Origin of the sequence: Nodosilinea sp. FACHB-131, from assembly GCF_014695395.1 — a bacterium.
In the GTDB taxonomy this organism is placed as follows: Bacteria; Cyanobacteriota; Cyanobacteriia; order Phormidesmidales; family Phormidesmidaceae; genus Nodosilinea.
Window position 1 is genome coordinate 151,022 of sequence record NZ_JACJOF010000004.1, and the last position, 19,027, is coordinate 170,048.

The 19,027-nt window shown below is 57.2% G+C and carries 19 protein-coding genes and 1 other RNA gene; 7 read left to right on the plus strand and 13 right to left on the minus strand.

Annotated features, from left to right (window positions below; translation table 11 throughout):
- Nucleotides 1–24: 24 nt before the first annotated feature.
- Nucleotides 25–474 carry a GFA family protein gene (locus tag H6F75_RS28700; protein WP_190748532.1) on the plus strand — a complete coding sequence of 150 codons (450 nt, stop codon included), beginning with the start codon at nt 25–27 and terminating at the stop codon, nt 472–474.
- 29 nt (nt 475–503) lie between these two features.
- Here the strand turns inward: H6F75_RS28700 and H6F75_RS01520 are convergent, their stop codons facing one another.
- The 4 genes from H6F75_RS01520 to minC form a co-directional block, all read right to left on the minus strand.
- Complete coding sequence (locus H6F75_RS01520; RefSeq protein ID WP_190748534.1) at nt 504–899, minus strand: ferredoxin; 396 nt, start codon at nt 897–899, stop codon at nt 504–506.
- Nucleotides 892–1,386, minus strand: a complete 495-nt coding sequence (gene minE, locus H6F75_RS01525; RefSeq protein ID WP_190748536.1) for a cell division topological specificity factor MinE — start codon at nt 1,384–1,386, stop codon at nt 892–894. The genes H6F75_RS01520 and minE overlap by 8 nt, the downstream gene beginning before the upstream one ends.
- Before the next feature lie 53 nt (nt 1,387–1,439).
- Nucleotides 1,440–2,237: a septum site-determining protein MinD gene (minD, locus tag H6F75_RS01530; protein WP_190748538.1), complete on the minus strand. Its 798-nt coding sequence runs from the start codon at nt 2,235–2,237 to the stop codon at nt 1,440–1,442.
- Between the two features lie 208 nt (nt 2,238–2,445).
- Complete coding sequence (gene minC / locus H6F75_RS01535; protein ID WP_190748540.1) at nt 2,446–3,402, minus strand: septum site-determining protein MinC; 957 nt, start codon at nt 3,400–3,402, stop codon at nt 2,446–2,448.
- A gap of 136 nt (nt 3,403–3,538) precedes the next feature.
- Between minC and ssrS the strand changes: the two genes are divergently transcribed.
- The 3 genes from ssrS to H6F75_RS01550 all read left to right on the plus strand — a co-directional run bounded on the left by ssrS (nt 3,539) and on the right by H6F75_RS01550 (nt 6,842).
- Nucleotides 3,539–3,722, plus strand: a non-coding RNA gene (gene ssrS, locus H6F75_RS01540) — 6S RNA.
- A gap of 473 nt (nt 3,723–4,195) precedes the next feature.
- Nucleotides 4,196–5,449, plus strand: coding sequence for a pitrilysin family protein (locus H6F75_RS01545; RefSeq protein WP_199303698.1), 1,254 nt, complete (start codon nt 4,196–4,198; stop codon nt 5,447–5,449).
- Between the two features lie 115 nt (nt 5,450–5,564).
- Complete coding sequence (locus H6F75_RS01550) at nt 5,565–6,842, plus strand: pitrilysin family protein (RefSeq protein ID WP_347710599.1); 1,278 nt, start codon at nt 5,565–5,567, stop codon at nt 6,840–6,842.
- 84 nt (nt 6,843–6,926) lie between these two features.
- Here the strand turns inward: H6F75_RS01550 and H6F75_RS01555 are convergent, their stop codons facing one another.
- Complete coding sequence (locus H6F75_RS01555; protein WP_190748542.1) at nt 6,927–7,721, minus strand: DUF4241 domain-containing protein; 795 nt, start codon at nt 7,719–7,721, stop codon at nt 6,927–6,929.
- A gap of 138 nt (nt 7,722–7,859) precedes the next feature.
- On the opposite strand from H6F75_RS01555, the gene H6F75_RS01560 reads away from it, so the two are divergent.
- Nucleotides 7,860–8,672, plus strand: coding sequence for a TSUP family transporter (locus H6F75_RS01560; RefSeq protein WP_190748544.1), 813 nt, complete (start codon nt 7,860–7,862; stop codon nt 8,670–8,672).
- Nucleotides 8,673–8,801: 129 nt separating this feature from the next.
- On the plus strand, nt 8,802–9,641 hold the full coding sequence (locus H6F75_RS01565; RefSeq protein ID WP_190748546.1) for a metallophosphoesterase: 840 nt from the start codon (nt 8,802–8,804) through the stop codon (nt 9,639–9,641).
- A 95-nt stretch (nt 9,642–9,736) separates the two neighbouring features.
- Here H6F75_RS01565 and H6F75_RS01570 read toward each other — a convergent pair whose 3' ends face one another.
- The 6 genes from H6F75_RS01570 to H6F75_RS01595 form a co-directional block, all read right to left on the minus strand.
- Nucleotides 9,737–10,567, minus strand: a complete 831-nt coding sequence (locus tag H6F75_RS01570) for an alpha/beta fold hydrolase (RefSeq protein ID WP_190748548.1) — start codon at nt 10,565–10,567, stop codon at nt 9,737–9,739.
- 76 nt (nt 10,568–10,643) lie between these two features.
- Nucleotides 10,644–11,396: a lysophospholipid acyltransferase family protein gene (locus H6F75_RS01575; protein ID WP_190748550.1), complete on the minus strand. Its 753-nt coding sequence runs from the start codon at nt 11,394–11,396 to the stop codon at nt 10,644–10,646.
- A gap of 142 nt (nt 11,397–11,538) precedes the next feature.
- A complete protein-coding gene (rlmN, locus tag H6F75_RS01580; protein WP_242019577.1) occupies nt 11,539–12,633 on the minus strand; it encodes a 23S rRNA (adenine(2503)-C(2))-methyltransferase RlmN in 1,095 nt (364 codons plus the stop codon).
- Between the two features lie 54 nt (nt 12,634–12,687).
- Nucleotides 12,688–13,536, minus strand: coding sequence for an SPFH domain-containing protein (locus H6F75_RS01585; RefSeq protein WP_190748552.1), 849 nt, complete (start codon nt 13,534–13,536; stop codon nt 12,688–12,690).
- A gap of 151 nt (nt 13,537–13,687) precedes the next feature.
- Nucleotides 13,688–14,593: a DUF4922 domain-containing protein gene (locus tag H6F75_RS01590; RefSeq protein WP_190748554.1), complete on the minus strand. Its 906-nt coding sequence runs from the start codon at nt 14,591–14,593 to the stop codon at nt 13,688–13,690.
- 593 nt (nt 14,594–15,186) lie between these two features.
- Nucleotides 15,187–16,239 carry a hemolysin family protein gene (locus H6F75_RS01595; protein ID WP_190748556.1) on the minus strand — a complete coding sequence of 351 codons (1,053 nt, stop codon included), beginning with the start codon at nt 16,237–16,239 and terminating at the stop codon, nt 15,187–15,189.
- A gap of 197 nt (nt 16,240–16,436) precedes the next feature.
- Between H6F75_RS01595 and H6F75_RS01600 the strand changes: the two genes are divergently transcribed.
- Nucleotides 16,437–18,371, plus strand: coding sequence for an ABC transporter ATP-binding protein (locus tag H6F75_RS01600; protein ID WP_190748558.1), 1,935 nt, complete (start codon nt 16,437–16,439; stop codon nt 18,369–18,371).
- A 25-nt stretch (nt 18,372–18,396) separates the two neighbouring features.
- Here the strand turns inward: H6F75_RS01600 and H6F75_RS01605 are convergent, their stop codons facing one another.
- Both H6F75_RS01605 and H6F75_RS01610 read right to left on the minus strand, forming a co-directional pair.
- On the minus strand, nt 18,397–18,801 hold the full coding sequence (locus tag H6F75_RS01605; RefSeq protein ID WP_190748560.1) for a type II toxin-antitoxin system VapC family toxin: 405 nt from the start codon (nt 18,799–18,801) through the stop codon (nt 18,397–18,399).
- The gene (locus tag H6F75_RS01610) at nt 18,789–19,010 is read right to left on the minus strand and encodes a hypothetical protein (RefSeq protein WP_190748562.1); all 222 of its coding nucleotides are present in this window, start codon (nt 19,008–19,010) and stop codon (nt 18,789–18,791) included. The genes H6F75_RS01605 and H6F75_RS01610 overlap by 13 nt, the downstream gene beginning before the upstream one ends.
- Between the last annotated feature and the right edge of the window lie 17 nt (nt 19,011–19,027).

A 19,027-nucleotide genomic window follows, 5' to 3' on the forward strand; every position in this document is an offset into this window, starting at 1 on the left:
ACCTATTCTTTAGAGCACAAAAGTATGTCTGCTCCGTACACTGGCGGTTGTCAATGTGGGCAAATTCGATATGAGATTCGCTCCGAACCGCTAACTCTATACGTCTGTCACTGCCAGGAATGTCAAAAACAGTCTTCCAGTGCCTTTGGCATGTCGATGCCGGTTCCTCGCGCAGCAGTGGTCATTCTTCAGGGCCAGCCAAAGCAATGGGTTCGAGTCGGTAATAGTGGACGCGAAGTGAGCTGCCTATTCTGTGAAAATTGTGGGACAAGGCTGTTTCACAATCCTGCTAGAAACTTGAAAATTACCAATGTAAAACCTGGCACGTTGGATGACACAAGCTGGCTTAGGCCCGTTGGTAATCTATGGACGCGCAGTTCGCAAAAGTGGGTGGTTTTGAGCGAGCAAATGCTGAACTACGCAGCACAGCCCGAGGACTTCCATGAGCTATTTGAGCGATTTCGGATTGATTAATGCTCTTAAGAGGAGAGTATCTGCTTTGGTCAGGCTTCCAGAGGGTGCTCCAAAAACGCAAATTCTTCGACAACTTGGCCGCCAATAAAATGCTCTTGAATGATGCGCTCGATCACCGCTGGAGTGGCGCTGTGGTACCAGACGCCGTCGGGGTAGACCAGCAAGATCGGGCCTTTGTGGCAAACCCGCAGGCAGTTGGCCTTAGTGCGAAAAACAGATATCGGGCGATCGGCGGTGGGCCGATCTAACCCCAATTCTTTTAAACGGTTCTTGAGATAATCCCAGGCGACGATGCTCTCGGCTTTGTCGCAGCACTTGGGTTTAGTCTGGTCAGCGCAGATAAACACGTGGCGCTGAATGGTGCTGAGCGCCAGAGCCTCTACACAGGCAGCTAGAGAATCACAGACGTCGGGGGCGCTACTCATCGGCGGCGATCGCAGGTTTTGTGGGGTCGGTGGCTGCTTGAGATTCGGTTGATGCTGTGGTTTCAGGGGATGCTGCGGGTTCTACAGCCTTTGCGGGTTCAGTTGCAGCAGGCTCAGCTGAGGGCTTAACGCTGGTGGCAGCGGCCTCGGCGGCAGGCGCAGGTTCGGCGGCAGATGTAGGGGCAGCGGCAGGAGGAACCAATTCTTCGCGGGGAGGGAGCTCAGGGCGCACCCGACGAATGGGTAGGTTGGCAATTAGCGCCGTCATGCGCTGGTCGCTTTCGAGGGTAAATTCTAAATGCTCTTGGTCAAGCTCAACGTAGCGAGAGACTACTTCAAGAATCTCTTTACGCATTTTTTCGACCACTTCGGGGGTGAGGTCGGCGCGATCGTGGGCCAGCACAAACTGTAGCCGCTGCTTGACCTCGGCTCTAGGGGTCAGGGTGCGACTGCGGTTAAACAGCCTATCGAGAAGTTCACTTAGCATCGGCACTGGCGGCTAGGTAGAGAAAACATTAAACACCGTGGCAATAAACGGCCCTAGCCCCGAAAAAAACGGCGCAGGCGGCTGAACAAGTCGTCGTGGGTGGCATTGAGGTCGATGAGGGGGACCTCTTCGCCCAGCAGGCGACGGGCCACGTTGTTGAAGGCGACCCCAGCTAAGGAGAGCTCTTTGTCAAGCACCAAAGGCTCGCCCCGGTTAGATGAGACAATCACCCGCTCGTCGTCGGGCACTACGCCCAGCAGGGGCACAGCGAGAATATCGAGCACATCACGCACCGACATCATCTGGTCTTCCTGCACCATCTTGGGCTTGATGCGGTTGATCAGCAGCTTGGTAAACTTCACATCATTGGCTTCGAGCAGGCCGATCACGCGATCGGCATCGCGCACGGCAGAAATTTCAGGAGTGGTGACGACGATCGCCTCTTTAGCGGGGGCGATCGCATTCTGAAACCCCATCTCAATCCCCGCTGGGCAGTCGATCAAAATAAAGTCATGACTGGGGGCTAGCCCGGCTACCAGCTGCTTCATCTGCTCGGGAGTGATCGCCTCTTTGTTGCGGTTTTGGGCCGCCGCCAGCAGGCCGAGGGTAGGCTGGCGCTTGTCTTTGACCAAAGCTTTTTCGACTGTGCAGTCGCCCGCCAGCACATCTAGCGCAGTGTAGACGATGCGGTTCTCTAAGCCCAGTAGCAGGTCGAGGTTGCGCAGGCCAAAGTCGGCATCGACGACAGCAACCCGCTGCTTACGCTGGGCCAAGGCCATACCCAGGTTGGCGGTGCAGGTGCTCTTGCCAACGCCCCCTTTGCCCGAGGTCATTACGATAATGCGAGTCATGGACGAACCCAACTTTCCTTAAAGAACCAACTACCCGATGAAAACAACCGTTAATAATACGCTATGGGTGCAGGCTGAGAACTGTGAATTTGGTCGATCTATAAGGTCTGAGGTTTAGGGTATGTGGCTTAAGGACTGCCGTGAACCATACACCGTATACCTTAAACCCCCATTGCCCTGGCACCTTTGGCTTAGCAGACTACTAAACCTAAAACGCATCGGTTGGCTGTGCTCCCCGCTCTAGGGTGGCGTTGAAGTGCTGCTGGGCAAAAGCCTGGGCCTGGGCAATGCGGATGCCGTTGTTGCCCACGTAGGCCACCTCGGGTAAGTAGTCTCCGGTGGGACCATCGGGGGCACGGGCTACCAGATCGGCTAGACGCAGCTGAGTAGGGTGCATTTGCAGGGCCATGATGCAGCGGCTGCGATCGCCCCCTGACCCCGCGTGAGCCATCCCCCGCAGCCGTCCCCACACCAAAATGTCGCCCTCCGCCACCAGCGAGCTGCCGGGGTTGACATCCCCTAGCACAACAATGGTGCCGGGATGGCGAATCTCGACCCCGCTCCGCACCGTGGTTTGCAGATACAGCGGTTCGGCCAGGGGCTTGCCGGGGGCGGGAGGCGACTGCACCAGGGTATCTTCGGCAGCAAGCTGGTCGACCGAGTAGCCCGCTGCGACGGCGGCCATGGCGGTCTGGCGGCGACTGGTGGCAACCCGCTTGAGAGTGAGCTGGGCTGCCGTAAGAATTTCTTCTAGGGCCTGGAGCTGGCGGGCATCGAGCAGTCGATCGCGGGCGGCTAGGTGCACCACCGTATTGGGCTGCCAAAAGGGCTCGCTGCCATTCAGCCGCTGTTTAAAGTGCTGCAACAGCTCTCCCCACCCCAGGGCACCCCCTTCAGCTTCAGCTTGGGGGCCGTTGGGCATCAGCAGCACTAGGTGCTCGCCGTCGTTACGCAGCCGTAGCTGGGTACGGGGGTCGATCGGGGGCGCGGGCACTGGGGGGGCAGCGTCCGCCGCAACCTCAGGGGCGTTCGAGACATCTGAATGGGTTTGAGCAGTGGCCTCCGGCATATCCGAAGGCGCTGGAGTAGAGACATCGACCGAGAGCATATCTGGGTCGGCAGCAGCCTCGGTTATAGCCAGAGAAGCAGAGTCGTCAGGAACCATAGGGGTTTGCGGAGGTTGAAAACACTGGGCCAAGCCCGGTGCTGCCATATTAGATCACGGTGGTAGTGATGGCAGATCGGTTAAGGTCGGTTTTCCCCTTGCGGTTTGTCCCGGGCTGTTGGTTATAGTAGAGGAGGTCTCACTACGGCGTTGGTGACTACCAACAATGTTTGTCGATCTATGTTTGTTCCGAACGGGAGCCAAGTTGCACCGGCGGCAGTAGACCGAGCTTGTACTCGGAAACTTTAAGCCAAATGCCACGGCACCCCCCTGGTTTTCCCAGGTCGGAAACTGAGGTAAGACGGCGTTGCGGTGAGGCCTTCAAAACTTTTGGCATTCCCCTGTCTCTCGCAGATGGGGGAATTGCTTTTGGAGGAAATTTAACCAAACCTTGGGGAAAGGTGCTCCCAAGGTCATTTTCACTGTCTTTTGCTCGGGAGTGTGGCAATGACGGCGCTTTCATTAGAAAACCGAGCGGTCTGTCCAGATTCAATATATGGGATGGAAGCGCGATCGCGGATCTCCAAAAAGCTTGCTGCTGTTGGGTTACACTACGTTTCATCCAACCTACGGCTCCCAGATCTTTGAGGTCACACAGCCCTGGGCCATGGGCTGGGGCAGCAGTTAATTGCACTGCTTTGGGGAAGAGCCTGCGCCCCAATTCTCAGAAAATGTGATTTAGCTTACTTGAGCGCTAGTATTGACAGCATAGCTAGCCTCAAACCTAGATACTGCAAAAGCTTAGCAGGTCAGTTTCAAGGTGGCTTGGTGGTTTCTTGTAGGGCCTGCACCGTTGAATTCGGTTGATTTTCCCGCCAGTGTAATTCGTATGGAGAACGGGCTGACCCTGATCCACCAGGAGATTGCGGCTACGCCCGTAGTTGTGGCCGATGTGTGGGTGAAAGCCGGGGCCTGTAGTGAACCGGCGGAGTGGGCGGGCATGGCCCACTTTTTGGAGCACATGATCTTTAAGGGCACCGATCAGCTGCCGCCGGGGGTGTTTGACTACGCGATCGAAACCCAGGGGGGCATGACCAACGCCGCCACCAGCCACGACTACGCTCACTTTTACATCACCATTGCGGCCGACATGCTGGCGCAGACTCTGCCCTACCTGGCCGATCTGCTGCTACATGCAGCAATCCCCGCCGATGAGTTTGGCCGTGAGCGGCAGGTGGTGCTCGAAGAAATTCGCCAGGCCCAGGATGACCCCGACTGGTTAGGCTACCAGGCGATGTCGGAGCTGGTCTACCAAGACCATCCCTACGGTCGCCCGGTGCTGGGCACGGCGGAAATTTTGCAGCAGCGATCGCCTGAAGAGATGCGCTGCTTTCACCAAGCCCACTATCAGCCCGACAACATGACGGTGGTGATTACAGGCGGTATTCCCCTGGAGCCCACGGTGGCGATGGTCAAGCATGCCTTTCGCGGTTTTGCTTCCCCACTGCCCTGTCCAGCGGCGGCGATCGCGCCCATCCCCTCCCTACCGGGAGTGCGCCGCGAAACCCTGCACCTGCCGCGCCTCGAGCAGTCGCGCCTGTGCATCGCTTGGCTGGCCCCCGGCATTGCCCAGCTCGAAACCGCCTATGGCTTAGACCTGCTGGCGGCCATTCTGGCGGAGGGGCGCTCGTCTCGCCTAGTGCGCGAGCTGCGGGAAGACCGCCAGCTGGTACAAGACATCAGTGCCGGATTTTCACTTCAGCGCGACTGTAGTCTGTTTACTATTCAGGCCTGGCTCGACGGCAAGGATGTGGACCGAGTGGAGGCGATTGTGTGCGATCGCATCAGCGAACTGGCAGCTAAACCGATTACCGAAGCCGAACTGGCCCGCGCCAAGCGCTTGCTATGCAACGACTACGCCTTTTCCACCGAAGCTCCGGGGCAGCTGGCGGGTCTCTATGGCTACTACGGTACCGTTACCAACGCCGACCGCTGTCTCAGCTATGTCCCCACCCTAAAGCGCTACACCGAGGAGCGCCTGCGTCAGCTAGCCGCCCAGTACCTTACTCCCCTGCGCTATGTGTCCACTATTTTGCGTCCAGCCTAATGCCGCCTGGGCAGACTATAGTTAGACTGGCCAGCGCCGCGATCGCCAAGCCCTAACAAATCCAAACCATTTCAAAACCATTCCCTGTTCGTTTCGTTAACCTACTTCTTGCCCTGTGACAGTTTCTCTTCTTCAAGCGCCGCGCCTGCACCGCACCGTTTTAGCCAATGGCCTGACGGTGATTGTTTTAGAAAATCCCGTTGCTGATATTGTCTCCGCTCGTCTGTTTATTCGGGCTGGAAGCGCCTTTGAAAGTCCCCATCAGGCGGGGCTGGTGAGCTTTTTGATGGGGCTGCTGACCAAGGGCACCGAGACGCTTTCATCGATGGCGATCGCAGAAACCGTCGAGTCGGTAGGGGCCAGCCTAGGCACCGATGCCGCCGCCGACTACAGCCTCATCAGCCTCAAAACCGTCTCTGCCGACTTTCCCGAAATTTTTGCCCTAGCTGCCACCCTTCTGCGGCAGCCCAGCTTTCCCCTCGACGAAATCGACCTAGAGCGGCGGCTCACCTTGCAGCAGATTCGCTCGATGCAGGAGCAGCCCTTCACCATCGCCTTCAACCAGCTGCGCCAGGACATGTACGGCGAGCACCCATACGCCCTGCCCGGCATTGGCACCGAAGCCTCGGTTGCGGCCATTACCCAACAGGCCCTGATCGACTTTCATCGCCAACACATCCGTCCCGACAACGTAGTGGTGACCATTGTGGGCCGCATTAGCCCTGAGGCGGCCCAGGCCCAGGTTGAGCAGACCCTAGGCGATTGGCAGGCTCCGGCAACGCCGCCTCCGGTGCTAACCCTGCCTGCGGTGGCTCCCGCTGCCACCTGCTCAATGGTGGCTCAGGAGACCAACCAGGCGATCGTCATGGTGGGCTACCCGGCTGCCCCGGTAAAGCACCCCGCTTACGCCGCCCTCAAGCTAATCAACACCTACCTGGGCAACGGGCTCTCTAGCCGTCTATTTGTCGAACTGCGCGAAAAGCGGGGTCTAGCCTACGATGTATCAGCCTTTTACCCCACTCGCTTGGGGCTGTCGCAGTTTGTGGCCTACATTGGCACCGCCCCAGAGAATGCCGCCACGGCTCTAGAGGGTCTGCGCTTTGAGGTGGAACGGCTGCAAGAGACGGTGCTCTCTGACGATGAGCTACAGTCGGCCAAAAACAAGCTGCTGGGCCAGTACGCCCTGGGCAAGCAAACCAACGCCCAAATCGCCCAGCTGTTGGGCTGGTACGAAGTTTTGGGACTGGGGGTCGAGTATGACCAGCAGTTTCAAGACATGGTGGCAGCGGTGACAGTGCTTGACGCCGAAGCCGTCGCTCAAGAATTTTTCCACACCCCCTGCATTTCGCTGCTGGGGCCAGAGGAATTTGTCGCTCCAGTGGCTGCCGCCTAGGCTTAAGCCAGATTCTGAGTTATCTCTATGGCCATGGAAATTGGTTACATGATGCAGAAGGCTTGACGCTAGAGATTAGTGCGATTAGTCATCCTCATTTTTACCAAAACCAAAGAGCCTAAAGTCAGTGACGATGCAGACAATTTGGCCATTGTCGTCGTATCCCCAGTAAGAGGCATAGCCACCGTCTCCCCAGCCTGAACCAAAGGCCATCACGTTGGCCCCGGTGCTCTCGTTGATGCAAAAATTAGCCCAATCCCCTTTTCTGTCGTAAGGATATTCAGCGCTGACGGCTGCTTCTCCATTGCTCTCCATTTCATCAACTACGGGTTGGCAGTATTCATTTTCAAATCTGTCGGAAGCTGCCCTTTGCAATGCCCACGCCGCTTCTCTACTTTCTTGCCATGCGGCGGCGTACTCGTCAGGATTAGGTTCATCCATCTGCTTCAAGATTTGGGCAACCTCGGCATCCATGAAGCTGCCGGTGCCTGAATCTACGCCGTAGTTTTGATAATTAGCGGGCCTGTCAGAATTGAGAATCGCCAGCTCCCATCGAACTGGCGTTTGTTGGCTCACCTGTAGCATGGCACAAGCGATTCTTCTATCTTGTCTAGGTTTGAAGCCCGCAAGACTCAGCACCACAGGATAGCGCCCCGGCTTTACAGTTTGTGTAAAGCAGTACCTGAGATCAGGGGGTAAGAGCGGATCACAGGCTATCAACTGGCCTGAGGGCAGTACTAACTCTCCAATGGAATGGGTCGTAAATTTGACCGTTTGCGGCCCGTCGTAGGGCAAGTTGTACTGAAATTGATAGCTGTCTCGAAATGCCTTTTCAAAGTCAGTGCGGATATTTCCGTCGGTATCGCGGATGTTGGGCATAGGTAGACTCTGAAGCAGCTCAATCGGCATACATAGGTCAATAGTGCCCCAAACAGCTACCATCTACAGGCTCGCCAGCGGGTAAGATGAGGCGATCGCCTGATTGATAGACGCTGCTGAGCAGCCAGGGAGAATGCGGTGGGGAGTGGATTGGTATTGGCGCTGGCCGGGCTATTGGCCGGGGTGCTGGCGGGGTTTTTGGGCATTGGCGGCGGCACGGTGATGGTGCCAGTGATGGTGGCCTTAGGGCTGTCCGGGGTGCAGGCAGTGGGGACGAGCACCCTGGCGATCGCCCTGATTTCCCTGGTTGGTAGCGTGCAAAACTGGCGCATGGGCTTTCTCAACCTCAGCAATGTCGCCATGCTGGGCCTGCCCGCTCTGATCACCGCCTACCTGGGCCAAAAGCTGGCCACGGCCCTGCCTGAATATGCCCTACTGGGAATTTTTGGCCTGTTTCTGCTGCTCAACATCTACCTAATTGGTATTAAAAAACAGGTCATTCGTCAGGCGCAGCAGGCCGAAACGAACGGTGGTGCTGTGCTGCCCAAAACGCGATCGCAGTCAATATCGCCTACGGTGTTTCGCCTGGGCATTGGCGGGCTGGCGGGTTTTTTGGCTGGGCTGTTTGGCGTTGGCGGCGGCGTGGTGATGGTGCCGCTGCAAATTTTGCTGCTGCAAGAGCCGATTAAGGTAGCGGTGCAGACCAGTCTGGGGGCGATCGTGATTACCGGGCTGTGGGCCTGTCTGTGGCATGCCCAGGCGGGCAACGTGCTGCTGGTTACCGGCTTGATTTTGGGGGCGGCAGGGGCGATTGGGGTGCAGGTAAGCACCCGCTACCTGCCCCGCCTACCCGACCAGACGGTAAATATAATGTTTCGCGCGCTGCTAGCGCTGCTGTCTGGATACTTCTTTTTCAAAGCTTGGGTCAGCTACAGCGGCTTCTCTGCCTAGACTAACCAAAGCGCGAAGCTAGTGGTGCGGTGTTAAGCAAATTGAGCAAAGCTCGCTGAAGAATATCCCAGGCTCATGGCAACCGGCGGGTAAACGGGCTAGCGTGCGTATAATGCGTTCTCACTGCCCATGCGACCTCTTCGGACCGGCCCCCTAACCGTTGAAACGGTGACTGTCCCCATCCGCGATCTGCCCCAGCGGCTAGAGGGCTGCCGCATTGTGCAACTCTCTGACTTTCACTACGATGGGCAGCGCCTCTCGAGTGGGTTGTTGCAGCAGGCGATCGATCGCGTCAATGAGCTAGCCCCCGATCTAATTGCCCTAACGGGCGACTATGTCACCCGCGACCCCGCTCCTATTGTTGACTTGGTAACTTATCTCAGCCAGCTCAAAAGCCGCTTTGGCACGGTGGCGGTGCTCGGTAACCACGACAACGTCACTAAGAAGGGGCGCAAGACAATCCTGCAATCGCTCCAGCAGGCTGGTATCTGCGCCCTATGGAACGAGATTGCCTATCCCCTGGGCGAGGAGCTGCCGGTGGTGGGACTGGCAGATTTTTGGTCGCGGGAGTTTCACCCAGCGCCGCTGCTCGACTCGCTGTCTCCGACCCAGCCCCGGCTAGTGCTCTCCCACAACCCGGACACAGCAGAACCTCTGGCTGCCTGGCGGGTCGATTTGCAGCTCTCTGGCCACACCCACGGCGGGCAGGTTGTGCTGCCGGGCATCGGCCCTGTGTCTGCCCTCATTCAGTCTCTGCAGCTGTCGGTGCTGCCGAAGCTGCCCTTCGACCTGCCGTATCTCAAGCGCAAACGCAAGCGCTCCAAAATTGTGCGCCATTGGGAATGGGTTTCAGGACTACACGCTGTGGGTCAAAACCAGCTCTACGTCAACCGGGGTCTAGGCAGCTATGCGCCGGGGCGGTTAGGGTGTCCGCCGGAGGTGACGGTGGTGGAGTTGGTGAGTGAGTGATGGAGATGAGGGGGTGGGGGAGATGAGGGAGATGAGGAAGACGCTAGGCAAGGGACAGGCTTAGGGACTCGCTTCCCCTATCCGCTATCCGCTTACTAGGACGCAATCGGTTCACGCTGAATTTCTTGGGCTGCCGATTCCTTAGCGATCGCGGCTTTAGGCAAAAACCCTACCGCCCCCATAATGGCCCCTAGGTTGACGCCGTCTTCGAGCAGGCTGACGTGACCGCTGTGGGGCAGGGGATAGATGCGGGAGTTAGGCAGTAACGCGGCTAGGCGCTGGGCTTCTTCTAAGGAGGGCAGAAGGCGATCGCCTAAGGATGCCACCAAAAGGGTCGGTGCAGTCACCCGTTGCAGGCGCAGAGGCTCTAGGCGAAACTGCGACAGCAGCGACAGCCGCCACGCGGCGCTAGCCTGACTCACCCCACCCATGGCCTTCATTAAAGCCTGGCGACTAACCTCCCCAATGCGGCTGAGGTTAGCCAGCACCGGCAGGCTGGTCAAGGTTGAGCTTTGGTACAGGGGTGGGGCGACCCAGGGGGTGAGGCTGGCCACCCAGTGCAGCCACGGAAAGCGGTGGAATGCCGAGGCGGAGTTAATCAAAATCAGGTGGCTGGCCAGGGTAGGGGCCAGGGCCATCACCCGCAGAGCCAAGCAGGCTCCAAACGACTCGCCGCAAAGATATACCGGGGCGGTGCCGGCTTCTTGGCGAATCAGCTGCACCGCCTGATGGGCTAGGCCTTCCCAAGAGGACATGTCATTGCCCGGAATCACTAGGCAGCGAATGTCAAAGTGGGATTTAAGACCTGCGCTTTGAAGCCCAAATAGCTCGCCGCTGCCATCCATGCCGGGTAAATAAATGAATAGGGGATGGTGAGGATTTTTACCGACGGGGGCATAGAGCTTAAGAATGGCAGGTTCAGACATGGAGAAGTAGGGGTGACGACGGGCGCACGAATAGGCTGACCAATACAGTTATACCCACTGGGGTATCAGAAGCACCCTAGTAAAACCCTTGTTTGAGCAGCATAGCAACTTCGTCTTGGCAGCACTGGGTGAGCTCTGAGGCTAGAGCACCGTTGCCTTTGCTGCGGTAGTGCGATCGCAGCCGGCTATCCACCCGCACCGGGCGACCAATCATAATGTCTACCTCTTGGTAAAACACGGCTGGGTGCCAGCCCGGCTGCTGGAACAGCGGTTCAGAAGAGTCGAACAGGCTGAGCAACCGCAGGGGCACCACCGAGTTGTTGGTTTCACGGTGGGCAGCGATCGCAACGGGCACAATCGCCAGTTCGTCTACCGGTGCCCGCAGGGCCAGTTGGGCAAACCCTCGATGAAAGGTGTTGAGATTATCGGGGGTGGTTTTGTTCACCATCGGGGCCGCCCCCTCTGGGAAAATGCCTACCGCTTCCCCGTCCTTGAGCGCTTTCATGGCCCGCCGAAAGAAAGCAGTTTGGCCTTTATCGGGGGCATCTAGGGGTAAGCAACCCAGGGCGTTGATCACCGTGCGTAGGCCCGGCACCTGGCTCATGTAGTGGTGACAGGCAAATCGTACCGGACGACCCAGGGCGCTCATCGTCAGGGGCGCATCCATAATGCTGCGGTGATTGCTCACCACCACCATGGGCTGGTGGGGCGGTAGGCGATCTTGTCCATGGACTGACATCCGCACCTGTGACAGGGTCAGCAGCCAGTTAGACACATCTAGGGGGTTAGCCGTTAGAGATGTTAGCGGCGGTACAGGAGCTAGGGCCATGCAAACCTACAAAGACGAAGAGAACTCAGCTACCTTTAGCAGGAAGTAGCAAAACCTTATGACTCACAACTTAACAAACTATCAAGCGTTCAGAAGCGTGCAAACCCACTGATTTAGGCGAGATCTCCCCATCGGTATAGCTCTACCGCTTGGAGGCACGCAGCTGCCCACAGGCGGCATTTTCCTCTAGCCCGCGCGAGTAGCGCACGGTGACAGCAATCCTGCGCTTCTCTAGCTCGGCGACAAAGTTGCGGATGCTCGCTTCGCTGGGGCGCTGGTAGTCCGCTTCATCAATGGGGTTGTAGGGAATCAGGTTGACGTGGCTTTGAAAGCCTCGCAGGTGCTGAGCTAGCTCGGCGGCGTTGGCGGGTTGGTCGTTGAGCCCCGCCAGCAGAATGTACTCAAAGGTCACCCGTCGCCCCGTCAGCTCTACGTACTCGCGGCACTCGTCGAGCAGTACCTCTAGGGGATAGGCGCCGGCACTGGGAATCAGCCGCAATCGCTGGGCTTGGTTCGAGGCGTGCAGGCTCACGGCCAAGGTCACCTGCAATTGCTCTGCTGCCAAGGCTCGGATGCGGCCTGGCACTCCCACTGTGGACAGGGTCATCGCCCGCTGGCCAATGCCTACATCTCGGTTGAGACAGCGGATAGTGGCCACAGTGTTGGCGGCATTCAGCAGCGGCTCGCCCATGCCCATAAACACAATGTGGCTGACCCGCTGACCAAAGTCTTCCTGGACCGTGAGCACCTGGTCAATAATCTCATGGGTGGCTAGGTTGCGCATAAAGCCGCCCTTGCCCGTGGCGCAGAAGTCGCAGGCCATGGGGCAGCCCACCTGCGACGACACGCACACCGTCAGCCGCTTGGCCGAGGGAATGCCCACGGTTTCAATAATTTGGCCGTCGGCTAGCTTGAGCAAATACTTAACGGTGCCATCGCTGGCTACCACCCGGTGGTGCAGGGTGGAGCGTCCCAGATCGATGTGAGCCATAGCCTGACGCCAGGCTTTAGAGAAGACGGTGATGTCTTGGAGCGATCGCGCCCCCTGCTGATAGATCCACTGGTAAAGCTGCTTGCCCCGATAGCTCGGCTGCCCCTGGGCCTGCACCCACTCGGTCAGCTCCTCCAAAGACTTCCCTAGCAAGGGCGCTGGCAAAATTCCCTCGGCTGAAGGGGTTGCCTGGGCAACAGCGTCTACGAGAGGTGAATCAGTGGGAGACAGGGGAGAAACAGTCATGGCCACAGGGAATGCACAATCCTCTATGGTAGCGATGTTTTGACCGTAAGGGTGCTACCGACGGCGGCTGGGGAAGTCATCAGGGTCTTTCTTGGGAGAGGCGGTGTCCGTGTGCATCAGCTCGACTATACCCTCCGTCAACATTTTAGGATCCATGAAGACCACTTTGGAGTTTTCGCTCTCCCCGAGTCTTTGGTTGGCCTCTACGTAGCGCTGAGCTAGCAGATAGTTCAAAATTTCAGAGGTGTCTCCCTGGTTTTGCAATGCCTGGGAGAGCATTTGAATCGATCGCACCGTAGCCTCAGCTCGCTTAATGGCGGCCTCCTGTTCGCCCTGGGCTTCGAGCACCATGGCCCGGCTTTTCAGCTCCGCCGCCTGCTGCAACTGCATCGAGCGCCTCACCTCTTCAGGGGGAATAATTTCCTGCACTTCGACCCGCGTCACCTTCACTCCCCAAGGCTCGGTAGCTTCGTCGAGCTGGGAGAGCAACGCCCGGTTTAGCTCATCGCGAGAGGAAAAGGTCTTTTCAAACTCCATCTTGCCGATTTCCGATCGCAGGGTAGTTGTGACCAGTTCTTGAATGGCCTGTTCAACGTTCTCGATCGCGTAGTAGGTCAGCTCTAGCTCCAAGATCCGCCAGTACACCACCGCGTCAACTTCCAGCGACACGTTGTCTCTAGTGATCGCGCCCTGCTTAGCCACATCAAGAATCTGCTCGCGCACACTGTCACGTAGCACAATGTAGTCGAGCACCGGCACGATGAAGTTTAACCCTGGCTTGAGTTTGCGGTTGTAGCGCCCCAGCCGCTCTACCAGCGCTTCGGTACCTTGATTGATGATGCGCACCGAGCCAACGGTGTAGCCAATAATGATTAATGCCAGAATCCCGATGATTGACGGCACGGCCAGCTCCCGGAGCTAAAGAGTCGAGTAAGCCTGTTCTACTGACCAGTGTACTGATTTCTCGCTAAAGTGAGCGATTTGCTCGGCCAAGCGGGTTCACGATTCAAGGTTTAAGGTTTAGGGTCTAAGGCTTGACCCACATTATCCCTGGCTATCTCGGACAGGCCACCTGCTGTAGCACCGTCATCGGGCCAATGGTTTTGAGTAGGTCAAGCTGCTCCGAGTTTTTAACCAGCAGCGACCCCGCAAACCCCAGCGAGTTTACCGGAATCGACTGGTAGTGATCCTGCTGGCGAGCCACCGCCATCATCCACTCGCGGGTAACCAATAGATTATAGGGAAACGCCGGGGGGGGCTGACTCCAATCAACTCCTAGGTGAGTCAGCAGGGCGAGGTAAGTCTCTAGCAGCATTTTGCCGCTGGGAAAGGCCCCCTCTCTAAGGGCTGCAATGGCGTGGTGAAAGGGCAGTCGGGGAGACGCTACCGGGTTAGAAGCATTGGGCTCAAGGGCTAAGTCGGCCACCACGGTAGCTAGGGGCAGCGGGCTGCGATCGGGGCAGAGGGGCGGTGGCACCAGCTGAAGGTGTTTGTGGGGCTGACTAGACCCTGCCAAGCGACCGCCGTTGTAGAATGCCAGCCCGTCAATGTCGGCCATACAGGTGGCTAGGGCTTCAAAGTCGGCTAGGGTCAGCCAGCTGTCTTGATCTTCGTAGGCGCGGGTGACGATCAAAATGTGGTGGTCGACCACATTGTATTTATTCAAAAGACACAGGTGGGTGGCCGACAGATTGGCCACAAACAGGTCTGGGTCGTAGGGCAAAAAAGGATTGATGGGTTTGCCCACGCGCTGCTGGCTCTGCTGGGCCAGATCGGCCTTTTCCTTGCGAGCCAGGTTGGCCAAAATTCTGACTAAGAACCGCATGCCCCCCTGCTCTAAAAACTCGTAGCGGGTGTCGATGGAGTGAAGGGCGCCACAGCTCTGGGCGTGGCGCGTCTGCTGCTGAATCTTGCTCCAGAGGGCACCGGGCGCTAGCTCGACCTCGGGGAAATGCTCCATAGGGAAGGAAATGGGGAGAGAGTTGCCTTCCCGACTGTAGCAAACCGTTGCCTAGGCAGCATCGTGACAAAACTACAGAAAGAGTCCAATAAACCTTTGTAAAACTGATTTCTTTTAAAACAACAACACCCATTCTCTTGACCAAAGAACTTCCTGTTTTGGGGCGAGCTTTCGTGGAGATAAGGGACAAGACTTACACCTCAAAGAAGGTGAATTTGTCGCGCTTAGAACTCCCATTTGCTACTGAAGGAAGGGTTGGTTTGAGCGTTGGGTGTTGCCGTTTGAACGAGACAGATGTAGAGCTAACAGCGTTTCACTCCTTTTTCTGGGTTGACTTTTGGCTGTTTTATCTGCCAGGGGAGCATCATCAGCTCCACATTCAATATAGCCCCTGAGCTTGCTGATCCCTGCTGGTGAAACGATAGTTAACAGTGAGCTGAAGGCCAATACTTTTGGTAAAAAGTGCCCTCGATAAGGTCATTGTTTGTTAATGAGCTGCAGCAGGTTTTTGGTCTGATTAAAAAATAATGGCGGGAGCATTCTGACACAAGATTGTGTGGAAACAGGCGTTAGCTCTCGATGGTTGAGTGAGCCTAACTTTCTGAAGGGTCATTGAAGCCACGGGTGCTTAAGATTTGCCTACCGCGCTGGCGGGCCAGTATCTGTAGGTCAATGCTGCGATCGGTCTCATCGACAATTTCGCCAGTCAGCACCTCTAGCACGTCTTCAAGGGTGACAACCCCCGACACACCGCCGTACTCATCGACCACCACGGCCAAGTGCTCGCGAGCGGATTGAAAGTCTTGCAGCAGCTTATCGGCCCGTTCGGACTCGGCTACAAAGCGCACTGGGCGGGCCACCTGGCTGAGCAACTGGTCTCCCTGACCGCGAATCAAGGCGGTGAGCAGCTCGTTTTTGAGCGCTAGCCCCACAATGCGATCGATGTCGTTGTCACTAATTAAGATGCGGCTGTGCTGAGAGTTAAGGATTTGGGCCTCGGCTTCGGCAATGGTGAGGTCGCCGGGCAGGTGGGTGACGGCTACTCGGGGCGTCATGATGTTGACCGACTTCATATCGTTGAGGCGAAACACCCGCAGAATCATTTCGGCTTCGTCGGCTTCGATGATGCCTTCTTGGTGGCCGATAGTGGCTAGCAGCTTAATCTCGGCCTCGTTGGTGCTGGGGCGATTGCCGTCGCCCACGAGGGGCGCTGTCACTTTCTCAAGCAGCAGTACTACTGGAGTAAACAGCCAAGATACCCACCGCACCGGCGTAGCTACAGCCAGGGCGACGGGAATGGCATAGCGCTCGCCCAAAACCTTGGGGAAGATTTCCCCGAACAAGATAACGAGTAGGGTCAACACCCCGGTAAACAGGCCTAGCAAGGCATCGTTAAAAACCGTGGCGGCAATGCCCCCGGCTAAAACGCTGCCCACAATGTTGAATAGGTTGTTGAGAATCACAATGGTGGCAATGGGCCGGTTAATCTTTCGGCGAATGGCCAGCAGGGTTATGGCCGCAGGTTTTTTAGACTCAGCTAGCTGTTGGGCCTTAAGAACTGGCACTGATAGCAGCGCCGCCTCACTGCAGGAGCACAGGGCGGAGCCAATCAACATGGTCACAATGGCGATCGCGAGGGTCAGCATGGGTGAGTTAGGGGCGAACGAAATCCGCAGGAGGGACGCTGTTATGATTCATCTACTATGGTCCATTGCTGAGATTAATTAAAATTCTCTTTCAAGCAGCTAATTCAGTATTGCACTGGGGTTTGCTCCGGGTTCACTCTGAATGGGACTGCGCCGCGGGATACCCTGTTCTGAATCGTCGGTCTGTAAGCAACCTCATGAGCGATACCATTCTCAACGTTAAGCACCTCACCGTTCAATTTGAGGTCGACGGCCAGCTCATTCAAGCCGTGAATGACATTTCGTTTCAGGTGCAGCGGGGGCAAACCCTGGGCATTGTGGGCGAGTCGGGGTCGGGGAAGTCGGTGACGTCGCTGGCGGTGATGGGGCTGGTGCCCAACCCACCGGGCAAGGTTGTCAACGGCGAAATTTGGTTCAATGGCGGCACGGGCGACGCCGTTGACCTGGGCGCCCTCAGCGAGACCCAGCTACAGGCCTATCGGGGTGGCCAGGTGTCGATGATTTTTCAGGAGCCGATGAGCTCGCTGAACCCGGTATATACGGTTGGGTTTCAAATGGTGGAGGCGATTCGTCAGCACCAGAATATTTCAAAGGAAGCGGCCCGTCAGCAGGCGATCGCCCGGCTGCAGGAGGTCAAACTGCTGCCCGCCGATGCCGCCCTAGCGGCCACCATCAAAACCGAAAAGCCGCGTCACGACGACGAATCTCTCAAAGAAGAGGTCGATCGCCGTCAGCAGGCCATTCTTGATCGCTATCCCCATGAGCTGTCCGGGGGGCAGATTCAGCGAGTGATGATTGCTATGGCGATCTCCTGCAACCCGGCTCTGCTGATTGCCGACGAACCTACCACGGCGCTGGATGTAACGGTGCAGGCAACGATTCTTGACCTGCTGCGCGAACTGCGCGATCGCCGCGGTATGTCGCTAATTTTCATCACCCACGACCTGGGCATTATTGCCGAGATTGCCGACCAGGTGGCGGTGATGTATCAGGGCAAAATTGTTGAAGCTGGCCCAGTATGGGATATCTTTGCCCAGCCCCAGCACCCCTACACCAAGGGCTTGCTGGCCTGTCGCCCCCAGCCCAACCAGCGGCTGCGGCTGTTGCCCACGGTAGCCGACTTTATGTCTGTGGAGCTGGCGGGCACCGAGATCAACGCTGCTGCCGCCAACGGGGGCCAACCGGTGGCGGGTGCAATCCCCATCATTCGCGAGCGGGTGCTCGATGCTGAGGCCCAGGCCCGCTTTGCCCCCCTAACGGAGGAGGAGCTGACGACGCGGGCGGCATCTCTGGCGGCCAACGGTCCTCTACTGGCGGTAGAAAATCTCCAGGTGGGCTACCCGGTGCGAGGCATCTTTGGCAAAACCCGCAGCCACGTGATGGCGGTGCAGGATGTGTCGTTTCAAATTCAGAAGGGTGAAACCTTTGGTCTAGTAGGTGAGTCGGGCTGCGGCAAAACTACCCTGGGTCGAGCGCTGCTGCGGCTGGTGCCCGCCATGGGCGGCAAGATTTGGTTTGAGGGGCGCGACGTGCTGGCGCTGGGCTCATCGCCGCTGCGGCAGCTGCGCCGGGACATGCAAATTGTGTTTCAAGACCCCTACAGCTCGCTCGACCCGCGCATGAGCATTGGGGCGGCGATCGCCGAACCGCTCAAAATCCACGGTGTGATCAAAAGCAAACGCAACCAGCAGGAGCGGGTGGCTTACCTGCTCGATCGCGTCGGTTTACCCGCCAGCGCCATGAACCGCTATCCCCACGAGTTTTCGGGCGGGCAGCGCCAGCGGGTGTGCATTGCCCGCGCTTTGGCCCTCAATCCCAAGTTCATCATTTGCGACGAGTCGGTGTCGGCTCTGGATGTGTCGGTGCAGGCGCAGGTGCTCAACCTGCTGAAGGAGATTCAGGCGGAATTTGACCTTACCTATATCTTTATTTCCCACGATCTGGCGGTGGTGAAGTTTATGAGCGATCGCATTATGGTGATGAACCAGGGCCGGGTCGAAGAAATTGGCCCCGCCGAGCAGGTCTATCGCCAGCCCCAGACCCCCTACACCCAGGCCTTGATCAACGCGATACCGGTGGGCAGTTTAGATCGCATTCAGGAGTTGCAGCGCGATCGGGCCTCGGTAGCTTAGAACAATTGTTGAGGGACTTTGGCTCTCATCGCTTCATGAGATAGCCCTCAAGCTCTGGGTATTGAGGAAATAAGCTATCGATGCTGGCAAGCTGCCCCTCGAACAACAGCGCCGTCGCAATAATCATGCGATCAAACGGATCTTTGTGTACGGGGGATAGTCCTACGGCGCGGCAAGCTATTTCAGCAGTAAGAGGCAGCAGAGTAATGCCTGATGGATTTAATGCTTCTTCAAACCACTGATCTACAGAGCAGGGTAATTCTAAGCGCCTTCGCTGCTCTGCGAGCGCAATTTCATAGCAAGAGACAGGCGAAACACCTACCTGGGCAGAGGTTTCGATCTGAGTTCTCCAATGGGCCGGAAACCGCTCAAATTCTTGATTGATGAACCAAAACCAAATGTGCGTATCCAGCACAATCACTTCAGACATTCCCAGTCATCTTCTGTGAGGACGGGGCTAACGATATCGCCCAAGGTTTTGCCCTTGCCCGCGATCGCACTGGAGGCCACACGCTGAGTAGGGTTAGCTGTAGTGTCTTCTAGGATGGTGATGATAACTCGCGCAGAGCCAATCTGCGGCGGTTCTGAAAGCCACTTCAACTGTCCGTCTTGGTAAATGGCTTCATAGCTTCGCAGCATGGCACTTGTCTTTGGAG

Bases quoted from the DNA above. Each gene is read 5' to 3' on its own strand.
- H6F75_RS28700 (WP_190748532.1), top strand. From the start codon at position 25: ATGTCTGCTCCGTACACTGGCGGTTGTCAATGTGGGCAAATTCGATAT.
- H6F75_RS01520 (WP_190748534.1), bottom strand. From the start codon at position 899: ATGAGTAGCGCCCCCGACGTCTGTGATTCTCTAGCTGCCTGTGTAGAG.
- minE (WP_190748536.1), bottom strand. From the start codon at position 1,386: ATGCTAAGTGAACTTCTCGATAGGCTGTTTAACCGCAGTCGCACCCTG.
- minD (WP_190748538.1), bottom strand. From the start codon at position 2,237: ATGACTCGCATTATCGTAATGACCTCGGGCAAAGGGGGCGTTGGCAAG.
- minC (WP_190748540.1), bottom strand. From the start codon at position 3,402: ATGGTTCCTGACGACTCTGCTTCTCTGGCTATAACCGAGGCTGCTGCC.
- H6F75_RS01555 (WP_190748542.1), bottom strand. From the start codon at position 7,721: ATGCCCAACATCCGCGATACCGACGGAAATATCCGCACTGACTTTGAA.
- H6F75_RS01565 (WP_190748546.1), top strand. From the start codon at position 8,802: ATGCGACCTCTTCGGACCGGCCCCCTAACCGTTGAAACGGTGACTGTC.
- H6F75_RS01570 (WP_190748548.1), bottom strand. From the start codon at position 10,567: ATGTCTGAACCTGCCATTCTTAAGCTCTATGCCCCCGTCGGTAAAAAT.
- H6F75_RS01575 (WP_190748550.1), bottom strand. From the start codon at position 11,396: ATGGCCCTAGCTCCTGTACCGCCGCTAACATCTCTAACGGCTAACCCC.
- rlmN (WP_242019577.1), bottom strand. From the start codon at position 12,633: ATGACTGTTTCTCCCCTGTCTCCCACTGATTCACCTCTCGTAGACGCT.
- H6F75_RS01590 (WP_190748554.1), bottom strand. From the start codon at position 14,593: ATGGAGCATTTCCCCGAGGTCGAGCTAGCGCCCGGTGCCCTCTGGAGC.
- H6F75_RS01595 (WP_190748556.1), bottom strand. From the start codon at position 16,239: ATGCTGACCCTCGCGATCGCCATTGTGACCATGTTGATTGGCTCCGCC.
- H6F75_RS01600 (WP_190748558.1), top strand. From the start codon at position 16,437: ATGAGCGATACCATTCTCAACGTTAAGCACCTCACCGTTCAATTTGAG.
- H6F75_RS01605 (WP_190748560.1), bottom strand. From the start codon at position 18,801: ATGTCTGAAGTGATTGTGCTGGATACGCACATTTGGTTTTGGTTCATC.
- H6F75_RS01610 (WP_190748562.1), bottom strand. From the start codon at position 19,010: ATGCTGCGAAGCTATGAAGCCATTTACCAAGACGGACAGTTGAAGTGG.